At 46.6% G+C, this 16,613-nt stretch carries 14 protein-coding genes; 9 read left to right on the plus strand and 5 right to left on the minus strand.

Annotated elements, in window-relative coordinates:
* Positions 1-10: 10 nt before the first annotated feature.
* From DF182_RS13015 to DF182_RS13045, 7 genes are all read left to right on the plus strand, one after another.
* Positions 11-1,087: a cbb3-type cytochrome c oxidase N-terminal domain-containing protein gene (locus tag DF182_RS13015; protein WP_161964134.1), complete on the plus strand. Its 1,077-nt coding sequence runs from the start codon at positions 11-13 to the stop codon at positions 1,085-1,087.
* Positions 1,088-1,091: 4 nt separating this feature from the next.
* Positions 1,092-2,480 carry a cytochrome c oxidase accessory protein CcoG gene (gene ccoG, locus DF182_RS13020; protein ID WP_113616034.1) on the plus strand — a complete coding sequence of 463 codons (1,389 nt, stop codon included), beginning with the start codon at positions 1,092-1,094 and terminating at the stop codon, positions 2,478-2,480.
* A gap of 26 nt (positions 2,481-2,506) precedes the next feature.
* On the plus strand, positions 2,507-2,944 hold the full coding sequence (locus tag DF182_RS13025; protein ID WP_113616035.1) for a FixH family protein: 438 nt from the start codon (positions 2,507-2,509) through the stop codon (positions 2,942-2,944).
* Between the two features lie 22 nt (positions 2,945-2,966).
* On the plus strand, positions 2,967-3,674 hold the full coding sequence (locus DF182_RS13030; protein WP_113616036.1) for a sulfite exporter TauE/SafE family protein: 708 nt from the start codon (positions 2,967-2,969) through the stop codon (positions 3,672-3,674).
* Positions 3,675-3,679: 5 nt separating this feature from the next.
* On the plus strand, positions 3,680-5,038 hold the full coding sequence (gene hemN / locus DF182_RS13035) for an oxygen-independent coproporphyrinogen III oxidase (protein ID WP_211327102.1): 1,359 nt from the start codon (positions 3,680-3,682) through the stop codon (positions 5,036-5,038).
* Positions 5,039-5,548: 510 nt separating this feature from the next.
* A complete protein-coding gene (locus tag DF182_RS13040; RefSeq protein WP_113616038.1) occupies positions 5,549-6,493 on the plus strand; it encodes a UDP-3-O-(3-hydroxymyristoyl)glucosamine N-acyltransferase in 945 nt (314 codons plus the stop codon).
* Positions 6,494-6,592: 99 nt separating this feature from the next.
* The gene (locus DF182_RS13045) at positions 6,593-7,273 is read left to right on the plus strand and encodes a hypothetical protein (protein WP_113616039.1); all 681 of its coding nucleotides are present in this window, start codon (positions 6,593-6,595) and stop codon (positions 7,271-7,273) included.
* A 3-nt stretch (positions 7,274-7,276) separates the two neighbouring features.
* Here DF182_RS13045 and DF182_RS13050 read toward each other — a convergent pair whose 3' ends face one another.
* The 5 genes from DF182_RS13050 to DF182_RS13070 all read right to left on the minus strand — a co-directional run bounded on the left by DF182_RS13050 (position 7,277) and on the right by DF182_RS13070 (position 12,643).
* The gene (locus DF182_RS13050; RefSeq protein WP_113616040.1) at positions 7,277-8,254 is read right to left on the minus strand and encodes an NAD-dependent epimerase/dehydratase family protein; all 978 of its coding nucleotides are present in this window, start codon (positions 8,252-8,254) and stop codon (positions 7,277-7,279) included.
* Between the two features lie 105 nt (positions 8,255-8,359).
* Positions 8,360-9,208 (minus strand): 3-hydroxyacyl-CoA dehydrogenase family protein, encoded by an 849-nt coding sequence (locus DF182_RS13055; RefSeq protein ID WP_113616041.1) that lies wholly within the window; start codon positions 9,206-9,208, stop codon positions 8,360-8,362.
* A 132-nt stretch (positions 9,209-9,340) separates the two neighbouring features.
* On the minus strand, positions 9,341-10,369 hold the full coding sequence (pheS, locus tag DF182_RS13060; RefSeq protein WP_113616042.1) for a phenylalanine--tRNA ligase subunit alpha: 1,029 nt from the start codon (positions 10,367-10,369) through the stop codon (positions 9,341-9,343).
* Positions 10,370-10,393: 24 nt separating this feature from the next.
* A complete protein-coding gene (locus DF182_RS13065; protein ID WP_113616043.1) occupies positions 10,394-11,080 on the minus strand; it encodes a response regulator transcription factor in 687 nt (228 codons plus the stop codon).
* 141 nt (positions 11,081-11,221) lie between these two features.
* Positions 11,222-12,643, minus strand: coding sequence for a sensor histidine kinase (locus DF182_RS13070; protein WP_113616044.1), 1,422 nt, complete (start codon positions 12,641-12,643; stop codon positions 11,222-11,224).
* Between the two features lie 191 nt (positions 12,644-12,834).
* Here DF182_RS13070 and DF182_RS13075 point away from each other — a divergent pair, with 191 nt between their 5' ends.
* Complete coding sequence (locus DF182_RS13075) at positions 12,835-13,653, plus strand: GLPGLI family protein (RefSeq protein ID WP_113616045.1); 819 nt, start codon at positions 12,835-12,837, stop codon at positions 13,651-13,653.
* Between the two features lie 38 nt (positions 13,654-13,691).
* Positions 13,692-16,565: a TonB-dependent receptor gene (locus DF182_RS13080; protein ID WP_113616046.1), complete on the plus strand. Its 2,874-nt coding sequence runs from the start codon at positions 13,692-13,694 to the stop codon at positions 16,563-16,565.
* Positions 16,566-16,613: the final 48 nt, after the last annotated feature.

The following is a 16,613-nucleotide window of genomic DNA, read 5'->3' on the forward strand; positions in this document are numbered from 1 at the left end:
AATACTTGGTATGAACAGGAAGCTATTATATGTAATCAGCGGCGGTTTGTTTTGCAGCCTGCCCGCAATGGCCAACGGTCCCAAGCCACCTTCCGAACTGGCAGATCCGGTAGCCCTCGTGCTGCTGAGCGTTATCATCGGTCTGGTGCTGGTGATCGCCATCCTCGGCAACGCAGTAGTGGGTGCTATGGACCTCTACCGCGAAAGAATGAAAAAGGAAGCCGCTAAACTACCGGTCATCATCGCCCTGTTAGCACTCTCTATGGCAGCCAGTCTGCCAGCCAGCGCCACCAGCGCTGCACCGGAAGCAGCTGCGGCGGCGGCCTACTATACGCCCTTATCCAAACAGTCCCTATACCTACTCGTTTCCATTGTTGTGGTGGAAATAGGTGTGATCATCTCTTTGCTTTATGTGCTGCGTTTTCTCGCCGGCATCAAAAGCAAACGTAAGTCAGCCAAGGCTGCTGATCCCGCCAAGCCCCGCATTTCCTGGATCGAAAAAATCAACAAAACCAGGACACTGGATGCTACTTCCGAAACAGAAGAAGACATGGGTCACGACTTCGATGGTATCCATGAGCTGAATAACCCCACCCCTCCTTGGTGGAACTGGGGTTTTATATTCAGCATCTGTTTCGGCGTAGTATACTTCTGGCGCACAGAGATCTCTCATTCCGCTCCTAACCAGATACAGGAACTGGCCATGGCCGAAGAGAAAGCAGCCGTCGCTAAAGCAGAGTACCTGAAAAATGCAGCTAACAACATTGATGAGAACAACGTAAAAATGCTGGATGGCGCCGATGACCTGGCAGCAGGACAGAAAATATTCGTTGCCAGTTGTGCACCTTGTCATGGTCCTCAAGGTCAGGGCGTAGTAGGTCCCAACCTCACCGACGACTACTGGCTGCATGGTGGTAAAATCAACGAAGTATTTAAAACCATCAAATACGGGGTAGCAGACAAAGGCATGAAAGCATGGCAGGAAGACTTCTCCCCAAAACAACTGGCTCAGCTGGCAAGCTTTGTCAAATCCATCCATGGTAGTAACCCTGCCAATCCAAAAGATCCGCAAGGAGTAAAAGAATAAAGTCATGGCCGATAGCAATACGTTCAGAGATAGTATAGCCACAGTTGATAAACAAGGAAAACGTAACTGGATATTTGCCCAGCAGCCGAAAGGCCGCTGGTACAATATCCGGAGCGTTCTCAGTATCTTTTATTTTAGTGTTTTTTTTAGCCTGCCGTTTATTTCCATAAATGGCAGGCCTTTATTCCTGCTCAATGTAGTGGAAGGCAAGTTTATCCTGTTCGGAGCTATCTTCTGGCCTCAGGACTTCTTCATCTTCGGGCTTGCCATGCTGGCCTTCATTCTGTTTGTAGTGTTATTTACCATGGCGTTTGGCCGCCTTTTCTGCGGATGGATGTGCCCGCAGACGATTTTTATGGAGATGCTCTTCCGCCGTATTGAATACTGGATCGAAGGAGATGCCGCCGCACAAAAGCTGCTGGCCAAACAACCATGGACCGCCAATAAAATTATCCGTAAAACAAGTAAGCATCTTGTTTTCTACGCACTTTCCTTCCTGATTGCCAACATATTCCTCGCTTATATCATCAGCGCAAAATCCCTGGGCAAAATCATTGCTTCTCCCTTATCTGAACATACCGGCGGATTTATCGCCATCCTGATATTTTCAGGTGTTTTCTACGGCGTGTTTGCCTTTATGCGCGAACAGATATGCACCATTGTATGCCCTTATGGCCGTTTACAAGGGGTATTACTCGATAAAAACTCCATACTGGTAGCCTACGATTATAAAAGGGGAGAACCCCGCGGTAAATACCGTAAAGACGATTCCAGAGCTATCGGTGACTGCATCGACTGTGCTCAATGTGTGAAAGTATGTCCTACCGGTATCGATATCCGTAACGGTACCCAGCTGGAATGTGTCAACTGTACCGCTTGCATCGATGCCTGCGATCACATGATGGACAAAACCGGTCGCCCCCGCGGATTGATCCGCTATGCTTCCGAAAACGGTATTGCACAAAATGCGCCGATACGTTTTACACCTCGTCTGCGCATCTATACCGGTATCCTTATCCTCTTACTGGGCTCCATCATATTTATGCTGACCAGCCGCAAGCCGGTAAGTGGCACTATCATCCGCACCACCGGTATGTTGTACCAGGAGAGAGGACAAGATAGTATCTCTAACCTCTACCGTATTAAACTGATCAATAAAACCACCCAAGAGATACCACTGGTCCTAAAACTGGAAGAAGAACCCGGACATGTGGAAGTAATAGGTAAAAGTCATATCACCGTTAAGGCTGAAGGACAGGGTGAAGGCACCTTTTTTATCGTAGTACCAAAGACTGCGCTGCACAACAGGAAATCAACCCTTTACATCGGCCTCTATGAAGGAGATAAAAGGATTGCCGTTATGCGCACCACTTTCCTTGGGCCGATACAATAAACATTATATCATAAAACATCATTACTATGAACTGGGGACATAAAATCATTATCGTGTTTGTTGTTTTTGCTGCCGGTATTATCACACTGGTTACCAAAAGCATGCGCACCAAAATAGACATGGTCACCAAAGACTACTATGCGGAAGAGCTGAAATATCAGCAGGTGATAGACGGGAAAGTGAATGCCCGCGACCTGTCTGCACCCATCAGCATTTCCCAGCAGTCTGAAGGGATTACTGTTACCTTTCCACAGGAACTGCATGGCAGTAATCTCTCCGGCAAAATAAAGTTTTACAGACCATCAGATGCAGCCATGGATGTGGAGATGCCATTGATACTGAATAATGATGGCAGACAGATGATTAACCGTCAACTGTTTAGCAAAGGTAATTATCTCGTGAAAGTGCAATGGGAAAATCAGGGCAAACCGTTTTACCAGGAAGCATCCTTTCATGTTAACTAATTGATTACAAATACTACCGACCATGATTGGCGCACTTATTCTTGGCTTTGTTGGCAGTTTTCATTGCATCGGCATGTGTGGTCCGATTGCATTGACATTGCCGGTTCAACATCTGGAAGGGTATAAAAAAATGGCAGGTATCCTGCTGTACAACGCCGGCCGTATCACCACCTATGCCCTGCTGGGAATGATCTTTGGCTGGGTGGGCCGGCAGCTGTACCTCGGTGGCCTTCAGCAGTGGCTGTCTATAGGTATTGGTGTTATCCTGCTGTTCGCAGTACTGTTAAAATACACCGGAGCATCCGGAACAAAAAGCGGTCATCTGCCTGGCATCTATCTCACAAAAATCAAATCTGCACTAGGTGCATTATTACGTCAGCAAAAGTTCAGCACCCTTTATGGCATAGGCGTATTGAACGGGTTGTTACCCTGCGGTCTGGTATACCTCGCTATTGCAGGAGCTGTGGCTACAGGTGAAGTATGGAAAGGCAGTCTCTTTATGGCAGCTTTCGGCGCAGGCACGCTTCCGGCAATGACTACAGTAGCCTGGTTCAGTCACCTGGTGAGCATCGGTATACGCAACAGGATCCGTTCCCTCATACCGGTAGTAGTAGGCGTGATGGGTATTCTGCTGATCCTGCGCGGGCTTAATCTGGGCATCCCTTATATCAGTCCGGTCATGTCTTCCCACAGTGAAAAAGTTGTTGAACGTTGCTGTCATAAACCATAATCATCATGAATCTCATTCGTAAATATAATACTGCCGCACCACGATATACCAGTTACCCAACAGTACCTTACTGGGATGAAAGCACCTTCAGTCTGCAGGAATGGAAAACGCTGCTGAAAAAATCTTTCCAGGCTACCAACGACAAAGATGGGATCAGTATATACATACATCTCCCGTTCTGTGAAAAGCTGTGTACTTACTGTGGTTGTAATAAACATATCACCATCAACCATGGCGTGGAAGTACCTTATATACAGGCGCTGTTAAAAGAGTGGCAACTGTATGTGGCCGCTTTCGAAGGTACCCCCAGAATCAGGGAGATACATTTGGGTGGTGGTACCCCCACTTTTTTCAGTGCAGCCAATCTGACGATGTTGCTGGAAGGCATCTATCGTGATGCTATATTACTACCGGATGCATCTCTTGGCTTCGAAGGACATCCAAACAACACTACTCCTGAACATCTGCAGACATTATTCAATCTTGGTTTCCGGCGTGTTAGTTTAGGTATACAAGATTTCGATATCAGGGTACAGGAAATTATCAACCGGGTGCAACCTTTTGAGACGGTGGCAACAGTAGTGGAACATGCAAGAAGGATTGGCTTTACTGCTATTAATTTTGATCTGATCTACGGGCTGCCATTACAAACGACCTGTGGTATGCAGGACACTGTTGATAAGGTGATGCAGCTGCGCCCGGACAGAATATCCTTTTATAGTTATGCGCATGTTCCCTGGATAAAGGGAGTAGGTCAGCGCCGTTATTCCGAAGCAGATCTTCCTAAAGATGAAGAGAAAAGACGGCTTTACGAACTGGGCAAATTACTGTTTGCCAAAAGCGGATATGCGGAGATCGGCATGGACCATTTTGCATTGCCTGACGATGAGTTGTTTATCGCAGCAGAGAAGGGTGAACTGCATCGTAATTTCATGGGTTATACGGTAACTCATACCGCTTTGCTGGTAGGGCTGGGAGCGTCTTCCATAGGAGATAACGGCTATGCCTATGTACAAAATGAAAAGCAGGTATCAGCCTATCAGGAGCTTGTAAGTAAGGGTGAGTTTCCGATCGTTCGCGGGCATATCCTCAACGAAGAAGATCAGCTGCTTAAAGGACATATCCGCGACCTGATGTGCACCTTTGAAACAAGCTGGCGTAAGGCAGACACACAATGCGATGCAGTGATAGAGGGACTGCAAAGATTACAGGAACTGGAAAGAGATGGTCTTGTGGAAGTAATGCCTGAAAAGGTAGTTGTAACAGCCAATGGCAGGCCTTTCATCCGTAATATCTGTATGGCTTTTGATGCCCGGCTGTGGCGCAAATTGCCGCAAAGTCAGTTATTTAGCCAGGCTATTTAAATCAGTAAAAGAAAGCCGGCAAAAAAATGCATAAAAACATCCCGAAAAAAAACGGGAAATAAAATACTCCGAAGGGAGCAAAGAGGGGCAAAGAAGATAAAACGGGATAAAACAGAGAGACCGACACTTTGCGTACTTTGTTCCCTTTCTCCTTTTATAAGACCTTGGGAAAAACCAATACAAGGAAATAACTGCAGGCTGAAATGCTGTATGGCAAAGGGTTTCAGAGGCAATAAAAAAAGTCTGACCGTTAGAACAATCAGACTTTCTTATTATGTGAATGGGTTAGTAAGTACAGGGAAACAAGATTCCCTACACAATATTAAAAAGAATTTCATGACAAAAGAAAAAATTTACAAAAAATTTTATTCACACTACTAAAATAATTGTGGATAACAGCAGTCTGAAACTTGCCAATTATCGATTGTTACCCCCTTCATATTTTGCTTGTTACGTTCATCGATTTACTACCTTTGTTGCACTTTAACATTATTCAACAACACAGAAAATATGAAGTTTGAAGCACCCGTTGCAGTAACGGAAATCGCGGCATACATAGGCGCAGAGCTGGTTGGCAACAGCCAGCTGATGGCTACAGGCCTCAATGAAATACATAAGGTAACACCAGGGGATATATCCTTTGTAGACTTCGAAAAATATTATACTGCCAGCCTCCAGTCTGCGGCAACCATCATCATCATCAACAAGAAAGTGGAATGTCCTGAAGGCAAGGCGCTGTTAATACTGGAAGATCCTTTCAGTGCATACGTAAAACTGGTGAACCGCTTCCGTCCATTTGAACCTGCTACCAAAGCAATCAGCGACACTGCGGTGATAGGAGAGGGTACACACATTCAACCTAACGTATTCATTGGCAATCATGTGCGCATTGGACGCAACTGTCTGATCCACCCTAACGTAACCATTTATGATCATGCTATCATTGGAGACAATGTGATTATTCATGCAGGTACCGTACTGGGAGCAGATGCTTTTTACTTCAAGAAAAGAGCCGAGCGGGAAGTGATGTACGACAAGCTCGTAAGCTGTGGCCGGGTTATCATCGAAGATGATGTGGAGATAGGTGCCGGCTGCACTATCGACAAAGGAGTAAGTGGAGATACCATCATCGGCCGTGGTACTAAACTGGACAACATGATCCACATCGGTCATGGTACCGTGATAGGCAGGAACTGCCTCATTGCGGCCCAGGTTGGTATCGCCGGTAAAGCCAAAATCGAAGATAACGTTATACTCTGGGGACAGGTTGGTGTCAACAAAGATCTCACGATCGGCAAAGGCGCCGTTGTGCTCGCACAAAGTGGTGTACCCAGCAGCCTCGAAGGAGGAAAAGTGTATTTCGGTTACCCAGCAGAAGTAGCCAGCGACAAAAGAAGAGAACTGGGCTGGGTAAAACGTATTCCGGAAATCTGGGACAAAGTAAAATCCCTTTAATTCAATTACGAATTACGAATGAAGGATTGCGAGAAAGATACCGCTTCCCCTTCATTCGTAATTCGTAGTTTGTAATTCGTTATTCAAAAATATGCCATCATGAAGAAGCTTCTCTTCCCGCTGTTGTTCCTGTTATCCTGCACCACCACCAAACCTACCCAGACTACCTCAGCAGACAACCTGTACAGCCATGATCAGGAATGCCCTGTAAAAGTGAAGGACAGCTGGATGTCTGCCAAAACCATCACCTTCGGACTTTACAATACATCCTCCCGCAAAAACGGTGTGACCGATGCAATGGGCAGCTTTATCAAAGACCCTAAAAACCCCTTTAGCTTCTATATCTCCGGTAATGAAGAAAAGATCCTGGTACAAACGATGAACACCTCCCGGATTGCATTCTCCAATCGCGATTTACCGGCTGTTTTAAGCAGTTTGGATGGCAGTGCGCCCATCTATTACGCGCTGATAAACGGCACCAAAAATGAGCCGTTGAAACGCTGGGAATTGATTTTAAAATCTCCTACCTACCTGGAGCTGAACAGTAACAAACAAGCCGGTATACTCCGCTGTGCAGACACTGACATCCGGGTAACGGCACATAACCGTTTCGGAAAGGTTAATTCCTACGAGAACGTATGCTATGAGTTCCAGTATCGCGGTCAGCCGGTAGCAGCCGTTATATCCGGCGACAAGCCCAGGATATGGATAAGCAAAGACACCCCGACTGAGACAGCCAAAACAGTGGCCGCCGCTATTGCTGCATTGTTATTGAAGTAATCATCAGTTCCGGGAGGCCAGGAAAGCCGCGGATATTTCCCGGATCGTTTCTTCCAGAGGACGGAAGACAAATTCCGGCAGCGTATTGTGGATTTTACTGCTGTCGTAATATACTTTCAGCTGGGCTGTACGTGCTGTTTCTTTTGTTACCAGCGGATGTTTGCCGGTAAAGAGCCCTTTAATTTTTTCCAGTCGCCATACCATTTCAGCCATCCAGGGTTTTACGGCTATATGAGGTGGTTTTTTGCCCAGTGCATCGGCCATAGTGGTAAACAGCTGGCGGTAGCTCCAGTTGTCAGCTGAAAGGATAAACCGTTCTCCGCTGACACTGCTGTCCATCAGCATAATCATCGCTTTTACCACGTCCTTAACATCTACAAAACCGTTCACACCATCGGTATAGAAAGGGAATTCCTTCCAGGCATTTTTGAGTAATGTACCGGAACCTTCATCCCAGAAACCAGCGCCCAGGATAATAGAAGGGTTTACAATCACTGCATCCAGCCCCTCAGCGATACCTCTCCATACTTCCATCTCTCCCTGAAACTTGCTGATACTGTAACGGGAGTTGTTACGAGACTCTTCCCATTCGCAGTCTTCCGTGATGGCTGCCTGCTCCTTTGCTCTGCCGATGGCAGCTACAGAGCTTACATACAGCAGCTTTTCCACCCCGGCGTCCAGCGCCATGTTCACTACATTGGCCGTACCTTCCACATTAATCTTCATCAGATTGGCCACATCGCCCGGTTGAAAAGAAACGACTGCTGCACAGTGATATACCTGGGTAACGCCTTGCATAGCGTCTTCCAGTGCACATACGTCCAGGATATCACATTGTACCCATTCTATTTTTCCGGAGAGGTCCTGCAACCGGGGAGAAGGTGCTTTGCGGTACAAGGCCCTTACAGGTTTCCCTTCGGCGACCAATGCCCTTATCAAATAACTGCCTAAAAATCCTGTTCCGCCGGTTACTAAAATCATGAAAGACTTATTCGTTTACTTATGGAGGCTCAAAATTAACTAATGATTTCCGTGATTTGAGCTATTCTACGGATTTTATAACTGTTAAAACTTTTTGCGGGACTGTTATTGCTCATATCTGTAAAAGCCCAGTCCTGTTTTACGGCCCAGTTTTCCGTCTTTCACACGTTGTTCCTGCAACACGTTTGGTTTGAAGCGTGGCGCCTGTTTAAAGGCATCATACAGCGACTGTGTTACAGCCAGGTTGATGTCATTGCCGATGAGGTCCATCAGGGCAAAAGGTCCCATCCTGAAGCCTGCATTCTCCAGCAGTTGATCAATTGTACTGAAATCTGCCACCTTCTGTTCTGCCAACAGCATCGCTTCGAGGTAATAATGCCGGGCCACACGGTTTACGATAAATCCCGGAGAATCCTTTACCCTTACCGGCACCTTCCCCATGGTCTGAGCCAGCTCATAAATAGTGTTGGCTGTTTCCGGTGATGTCTGGGTACCGCTCACTACTTCCACGAGCTTCATCAGGTGGGCAGGGTTGAAGAAGTGCATACCTGCTACTCTTTCCGGATGAGGGATAGTGGCCGCCAGCTCGGAAACAGACAGGGAAGAGGTATTGGAGGCGAAAATGGTGTCTTGTTTGTTGATAGCTGCCAGCTGGGTGAAGAGGTCTGTTTTAGACTCCAGTTGCTCTATAATGGCTTCTATGATAACATCTGCCATACACAGGGAGATATCACTGGAGAAAGTAATCCTTTCAAGTATCTGTTCCTGTTCTGCAGCAGCAAGCCGGCCTTTCTCCACTGCAGTAGCCAGACTTTTGGTAATCTGCGCCCGGGCCTTGTCCAGCCCCGGCTGCCGGATATCAAACAGGATCGTCTTAAAACCGCTGGAAGCTGCTACCTGGGCTATGCCGGCACCCATGGTACCAGCGCCGCATACAGCAATAGAGTGTATCATCAGAAGAAGATTTTGGGATCTTAGGACCTCGGGATTTTGTTACCTAAAAAGACAGCGAAGAACATATTTATTTTCAATGTCTTCGCTGTCTTTTTAAATAGTAGGATCGTAAATCCTAAAATTCATAAATATTTATACCGTCCCTTCAAATTGCTCAAGGAAGCGGGTATCATTTTCAGAAAACAGGCGCAAGTCCTTGATCTGGTATTTCAGCATGGTAATACGTTCTATACCCATACCGAAAGCAAAGCCAGTATATTTTTCAGGATCAATGCCACAGTTGGCCAGCACTTTCGGATGTACCATACCGCAACCCAGGATCTCTACCCAGCCGGTATGTTTACATACGGAACAACCAGTACCGCCGCAGATAAAGCAGGAGATGTCCATCTCTGCACTGGGCTCTGTAAAAGGAAAATAAGATGGACGGAAACGGATGCCGGTGTTTTCACCGAACAACTCTTTTACGAAGTGATAAAGGGTTTGTTTGAGATCGGCGAAAGAAACATTTTCATCGATGTACAGACCTTCTACCTGGTGGAAGAAGCAGTGTGCACGGGCGGAAATAGTTTCATTGCGATATACTCTTCCCGGGCTGATGATACGGATTGGCAGTTTGCCTTGCTCCATCACCCTTACCTGGGCGGAAGAAGTTTGCGTACGCAGCAGCCAGTCAGGATTTTTGCTGATAAAGAAAGTATCCTGCATATCCCTCGCAGGATGGTTTTCCGGCAGGTTTAATGCAGTAAAGTTATGCCAGTCATCTTCAATTTCCGGTCCTTCAGCAATGGTAAAGCCCAGCCGCTCGAAAATGCGGATGATCTTGTTGCGCACCACACTGATAGGATGACGGGTACCCAGCCGGTGAGGGGCTTCGGGCATGGTATAGTCAATTTCCTGATGATTGGCGCCGGCAGCTTCTTTCAGCCCTTCAAACTCTTCATAGCGGGCTTCTGCCAGTTGCTTAAATTCATTCAGGATCTGTCCAAACTCTTTCTTGCGGTCGTTGGGCACCTGTTTCATTTCTCCGAAAAGGGCCTTCACAATACCTTTGGTTCCCAGAAACTTAATCCGGTACTGCTCCAGATCGGCCGCATTGGCAGGCGTAAAAGCCGCTATTTCCTGTTTATAGGCTGCTATTTGCTGTACTAACTGTTCCATAAAGAACAAAGATAAGTGATAATGCTAAAATATCAGCTTATAACCAACCCCACGGATATTAACGATCTGGACCCGGGTATCTTCCTTCAGATAACGCCTCAATTTAGTGATAAATACATCCATACTACGGGCATTAAAAAAGTTATCATCTCCCCACAGGTCCATCAGCACAGTTTTACGCTCCATCACTTCATTTTTATTGTCGTAAAGCCTGCGCAATATCTCCGCCTCCCGATGAGAGAGAAACTCCGTAGTGTTATTACGGCTAAGGGTTTGTTTGGCATAGTTGAAAATATATTGCCCGATCATCACTGAACCCTCTTCCATCTCCCTCACTGCCGGATGATCGCTGAAACGCTTCAGCAACGCCTTAATACGAACAATCAGCTCATCCATACTGAAAGGCTTCTTCAGGTAATCATTACCTCCCAGCTCAAAACCTTTTACCACGTCCGCCGTCTGTGACTTGGCCGTCAGAAAGATAATAGGCGTGAATTTATCCTGCTTGCGGATCTCCGCCGTTACAGAAAAACCATCCATATTCGGCATCATGATGTCCAGCACCACCACATCAGGACGTTCCTGCTGGTACAAACGTAACCCTTCCCGGCCATCCGATGCATACAGCATCTCAAAGCCACGCGTCTCCAGACTGTCTTTAACAATCTGCCCCAGTTGCCACTCGTCTTCTATCAATAATACTTTTGCCATTGAAATATCTTTTTCCCAGGGCTAAAGCCCTGGGCTAGGTTAGTTGAGCAGTGACGATGCGTTTATATTAACTTTAATATAAATCAGCGCTTCGATCATTTAATTCATCATTACAAGCCTAAATAAATATAGCCCAGGGCTTCAGCCCTGGGGAATAAAAATAACGAATTCCGTGCCTTTGTCAGGTTCGCTATGCACACGGATAGTGCCGCCATGCATTTCCACGATCTTCTTCACATAACTCAGGCCAAGGCCGAAACCTTTTACATTGTGCAGGTCTCCGGTAGGAACCCTGAAAAATTTATCAAAGATGTTTTCCTGATAGGAGCGGGAAATACCAATGCCGTTGTCTCTGACGATCAGCTTCAGCTGGCCGCGTTCTTCACTGCAACTGATATACAGCTGTACCTGTTCTCTTGAATATTTAATCGCGTTGTCTACCAGGTTATTGATTGCATTGCCCAGATGGGTTTTGTCTATGTAGACAGTGGGTCTGGTCAGCTTGTTGTCGTATCGTACCTGCAACATTTTGGTGGCCTTCAGCTGATGGTTGGTAAGAATGTTGTCGATCACCTCATTAAGATCTGTTTCTTCCCGGAACAGGTCGAAGTCTTCTTTCTCTTCCGCGGCAATGTGCAATACTTTTTCAACCAGGTCCGACAGACGCTGCAGTTCGTTTTTGGAAATATCGAGATAGGTCTGAGTTTTACGCTGATCATTTAACGCATTGAAGTTCTGTAACGCTTCCACTGCAGCAGATACGGTGGCGATAGGCGTTTTCAGTTCATGCGTCATGTTGTTGATAAAGTCGTTTTTTACTTCAGACAGTTTTTTCTGTTTCAGGATGGTGCGGAGCATGTATACGAAACAGAGGACGGTGAGCACCAGCAGCGCCAGGGAGCTCAGCAATGTCCATATCATTTTCTGAAGGATAAACTGAAGGGGTGATTCGAAGCTGGCCCTTACAAACAGGTTACTGGCCGGATTGAAAGGGATTTTGCCTGTTTGCCGGGGTTCTCTTTTGCGGATACTGTCACGGAAGCTTTCCCGTTCGAAGCCGCTGTAGCTCATGTGGAAGGTATCCAGTTTATAGGAGGTGGCTATCTGGCGGTTATGTAGTTCAGCGCGGAAGATGGAGTCCAGTTTTTTTAGATTGACGCTGTCATTGTGGTCGTTGGTGATCAGAAATTCGGAGATACGGCGGGCGAGTGTATCAGCGTAGATGCGGGCTGGTACATCGCTCCTCAGGCTGTCGGGAGGAGGACCTGGCGGGCCTCCATGCCAATGATGCTTCTTTTCAAATTTCCCTTCCTTTGCTATCACCACACGTGCACTGTCTTTTATCCGGGTGTAGTAGCGGTAGCCGCGAAGTTCAGGGAACTGCCGGTGTACATCTGAAAACTGCTTGTTGAAAACAGCCGTGCGCAGGGCTTCGTTGATCTCTTTACTGAACTGTTCCTGCCGGATGTGATAGGAATTGTATAACCAGTAACCCTGGAAAAGAAATATTCCCAGAATACAGCTACACATCAGGATAAGGATGTTTCGGATTCTTTGTCGCATCAATAGATTTTAATATCCCTACAAAACTATCCATTCCCGCGTTAAAGGGGCGAAATCCTTAACAATAATTAACAGTAAATAAGCCTTTTTAACGGTGGTAGATAACTATTAACAGTAAATAACAGTAAATAAAGCTTTTTAACGCAAAAAGAGGGCAGGAAGCGGGATTTTTGCCGATAAAACATACTGTCATGAACCGTATTTCCCGAATCATCATGAGTGCAGCCCTGGTGCTGCCTTTTACCCAACCACTACTGGCGCAGCAATCCGGCACTATTGTTTACGAAGTGACTGCTAAAACAGATCCGGAGCGGATGCGCGGCTTTCAGCGGGGTGGTGGTGATGGTGATGAAGCGCCGCAAATTCCCGATGTGATTACTTTTAAACAGACACTCACCTTCAGCAATGGCCACGCCAAACTGACCACTGAAAGACCCGACTTTGGCGGTGGCGCCGGCAGGGGCAGAGCCCGCAGAGACAGTGCCAATACACAGCAACAGGGACAAGGCGGGCAATGGCAGGGCCAACGCAGAATGGGCACGGGTATGGGCATGATGGGCCGTAACAACGCCCAGTATTTTGATCTCGCCAACAAAAAAATCATCCAGTTGTTTACCACCTTCGGGGATGACCGGAAAACATATTACGCAGAAGAAGATTTTGTTATTACCGCTGATAACAAAGCAGGCGACAAGACCAAAAAAATCGCCGGATATCCCTGCAAAAAGGCCACCATCAAGCTTAAAGACGATACCTATACTGTATGGTATACTACAGACCTGCCTTTCAGCTTCTCGCCGATCAATGGTTTACTGCCGGAAAACAATGCAGTGGTGCTGGTGGCAGAAGGTAGCAGACGTTCCTACAACGCTTCCAGTGTAAGCCTGCAACCTGTTACTGATACTGACCTAACCATCCCCGCCGGTGCAGAAAAGGTGAGCCAGGAACAACTGCGGGAAATCAGACAACAAGAGATGGAGAAATTACGTAAGCGGCAACCTCAAATGTAAAAATTCATCCTATCTTACTTTTCCGTGGAATCTCGACTATGAAAAAAATTATACAGTTCTTGCTGGTACTGAGTTTAGGAGTATTGTGCTCCCAGGCCCAGGCCCAGCAAGGAAAGATTAAAGGACAGCTAACCGACCAGAGCACTAAAGAAGCAATGCCTGCGGCGACAGTAGTATTACTGTATGCCAAAGACTCTACTGTGGCTAATACCGCTATTACCGACAACAAAGGAAATTTTGAGATCGGCAACATTGCCAACGGCGACTACCGTCTGTACATCAGCTTCATGGGCTATAAAGCTATCAACAGGCCCGTTAAAATAAACGATGACAATAAACTGCTTACCCTCGGTACACTGGGTATGGAACTCAAAGGAGTAAACCTCAACGCCGTAGAAATACTGGATGAAAAGCCCCCCATCGTTGTAAAAAAAGATACCCTTGAATTTAATGCAGACGCCTTCAAAACACGCGAAAACGCCGTGGTGGAAGACCTGCTTAAAAAACTTCCCGGCGTAACCGTTGATAAAGACGGCGCTATTACTGCACAGGGAGAAACTGTCACCAAAGTATATGTAGACGGGAAGCCCTTCTTCGGCAGCGATCCAAAGATGGCTACCAAAAATCTCCCCGCCAACATTATCGACAAGGTGCAGGTGATCGATAAAAAATCCGACCAGGCCGAGTTTACCAAGATAGACGACGGACAAACCGAAAAAGCCATCAATATCACCATCAAAAAAGATAAAAAGAAAGGGCTCTTCGGACGCGCCTCCGCAGGTTATGGTACCGACGACCGTTTCAGCACCTCACTCAACCTGAACAGGTTCCGCGACAATCAGCAGATGAGCATTGTTGGTGGTGGTAATAATGTCAACAATACCGGTTATACCATCCAGGACCAGATGAGCTTCAGTCCCGCCGGCGGCGGTGGAGGCGGTGGACGTGGTGGTGGAAGAGGTGGCCGCGGTGGCGGTGGTGGTGGAGGTAGTGTCCTCATCAGCGCCGGCAGCAGCAGTAACAGCAATCCCGGTATTACCCGCAACTGGAACGCTGGCCTTAACTTCAGCGAAGACTTCAATAAAAAAGTAGTCTTCAGCGGTAGTTATTTCTTTAACGACACCAAAAACAACCTGAGTCAGCAAACTTCCAGGCAAACCTTTGCAGATAACGGAACCACGTATTACAATGAAAACTCCATGTCCCTGACGGATAACAGCAACAACCGCTTTGATACCAGGGTGGAGTACCAGATAGACTCTTTTCATTCCGTCATATTTTCTCCTTCTTATTCCCTCACCAATGGAAACACCTTCAGCTCCAGGGACTACCAGACGCTGAACAACAAAAAGGATACAGTCAACAAAGGAACAACAACCAACGATGGACAAGGCAACAATCAAAACATAGGCGGATCACTGCTGTTCAGAAAACGGTTCAAAACACCTGGCCGTTCGTTCAGCATGAACCTGACCTATAACAATACCATCAACGACCAGCAAAACTTCAACAGGTCCAGCGTATACTATTTTGCCAACGATAGCCTTTCCACCTTCAATCAAAACAACCAGATCAACAGCACCAGCGCGAATGCCGGCGTAAATGTCACCTACACCGAGCCGATTGCCCGTGATCGTTATCTGGAAGCCAATTATGGTTTCACCAAATACAAAAGCAACAGCACAAAATATACCTACGACTTCGACGAAAGCAAAGGGATCTATGATAAACTCAATGATTCGCTGAGCAACGCTTTTACCAACAATACACTTAACCAGCAGGCTGGTCTTACCTTCCGTACCAACAAGCTGAAATATGACTACTCTTTTGGGTTGAATGTATTGTTCAATAACCTCGATAATAACACCTATTCTTTCCAAACAAAGAGAGATAGCGTTATTCATCAGAATACCGTCAACTTCGCTCCCAACGCTACTTTTAACTACACCTTCGCGAAGAACAAACGGTTACGCATAAACTATAATGGTACCACACAGCAGCCTACCGTACAACAGCTGCAGCCAGTGCCGGATAACAGTAATGCGTTGTATGTGCAACAGGGTAATCCAGACCTGAAACCATCTTTCAACAATACCCTGCGCATTAACTATAACCAGTTTAACAACACTACTTTCAGAGGCATGTTTGCTTCACTGAGAGGCACTTTCGGCACCAACAAAATCATCAACTCTACCAAGCTGGATACCGCCACTGGAAAGACTTTCAGCAGACCAGTAAACGTAAACGGCTACTACAGCCTTACCGGTATGTTGCATAACTCCATTCCGCTGTCCCGCACACCCGGACAAAACCTGAATACCGGTACCATGATCGGTTACAGCCGTGATGTAAACATAACGCAGGGAGTGATGAACTATAAAAACACCTTGCAGCTATCACAGTCTGTCAACGTGAACTATATGTACAAAGAGTTACTGGACGCAGCAGTGGGCGCCAGTGTAAACTATAACGCCACCTCCTATACGTTGCCGTCAACGCCCAATACGCAGTACTTTGACTACAACTTCAATGCTGATATGAATGTAAACCTGCCGCTGGGTTTTATGGTAGGCACAGACGTAACCTGTACGCTCAACAGAGGCCGTACAGCCGGCTATAACCTCACTTCTACCATGTGGAATGCCAATGTGGCCAAATATGTATTTCCAAAGAAACAGGGACTTATCAAGGTGCAGGCTTTCGACCTGCTGAGGCAGTATGTAAGCGTTTCCCGCGATGTAAGCGACAACTATATAGAAGACGTGCGGTCCAATGTACTGCAGCAGTATTTTATGGTGAGCTTCACTTATTTCCTGAACAAATTTGGTGGTAATACCAAAGGGAGCGACAGAGGTATGAGGATGATGGGTCCCAGAGGCGGACAAGGCGGTTTCAGGATGAACCATTTTTAATTAAATCAGACCGTAATCCGATGATTGATTTAGTGATTTGACAGTAGT

Origin of the sequence: Chitinophaga flava (assembly GCF_003308995.1) — a bacterium.
Taxonomy (GTDB): domain Bacteria; phylum Bacteroidota; class Bacteroidia; order Chitinophagales; family Chitinophagaceae; genus Chitinophaga; species Chitinophaga flava.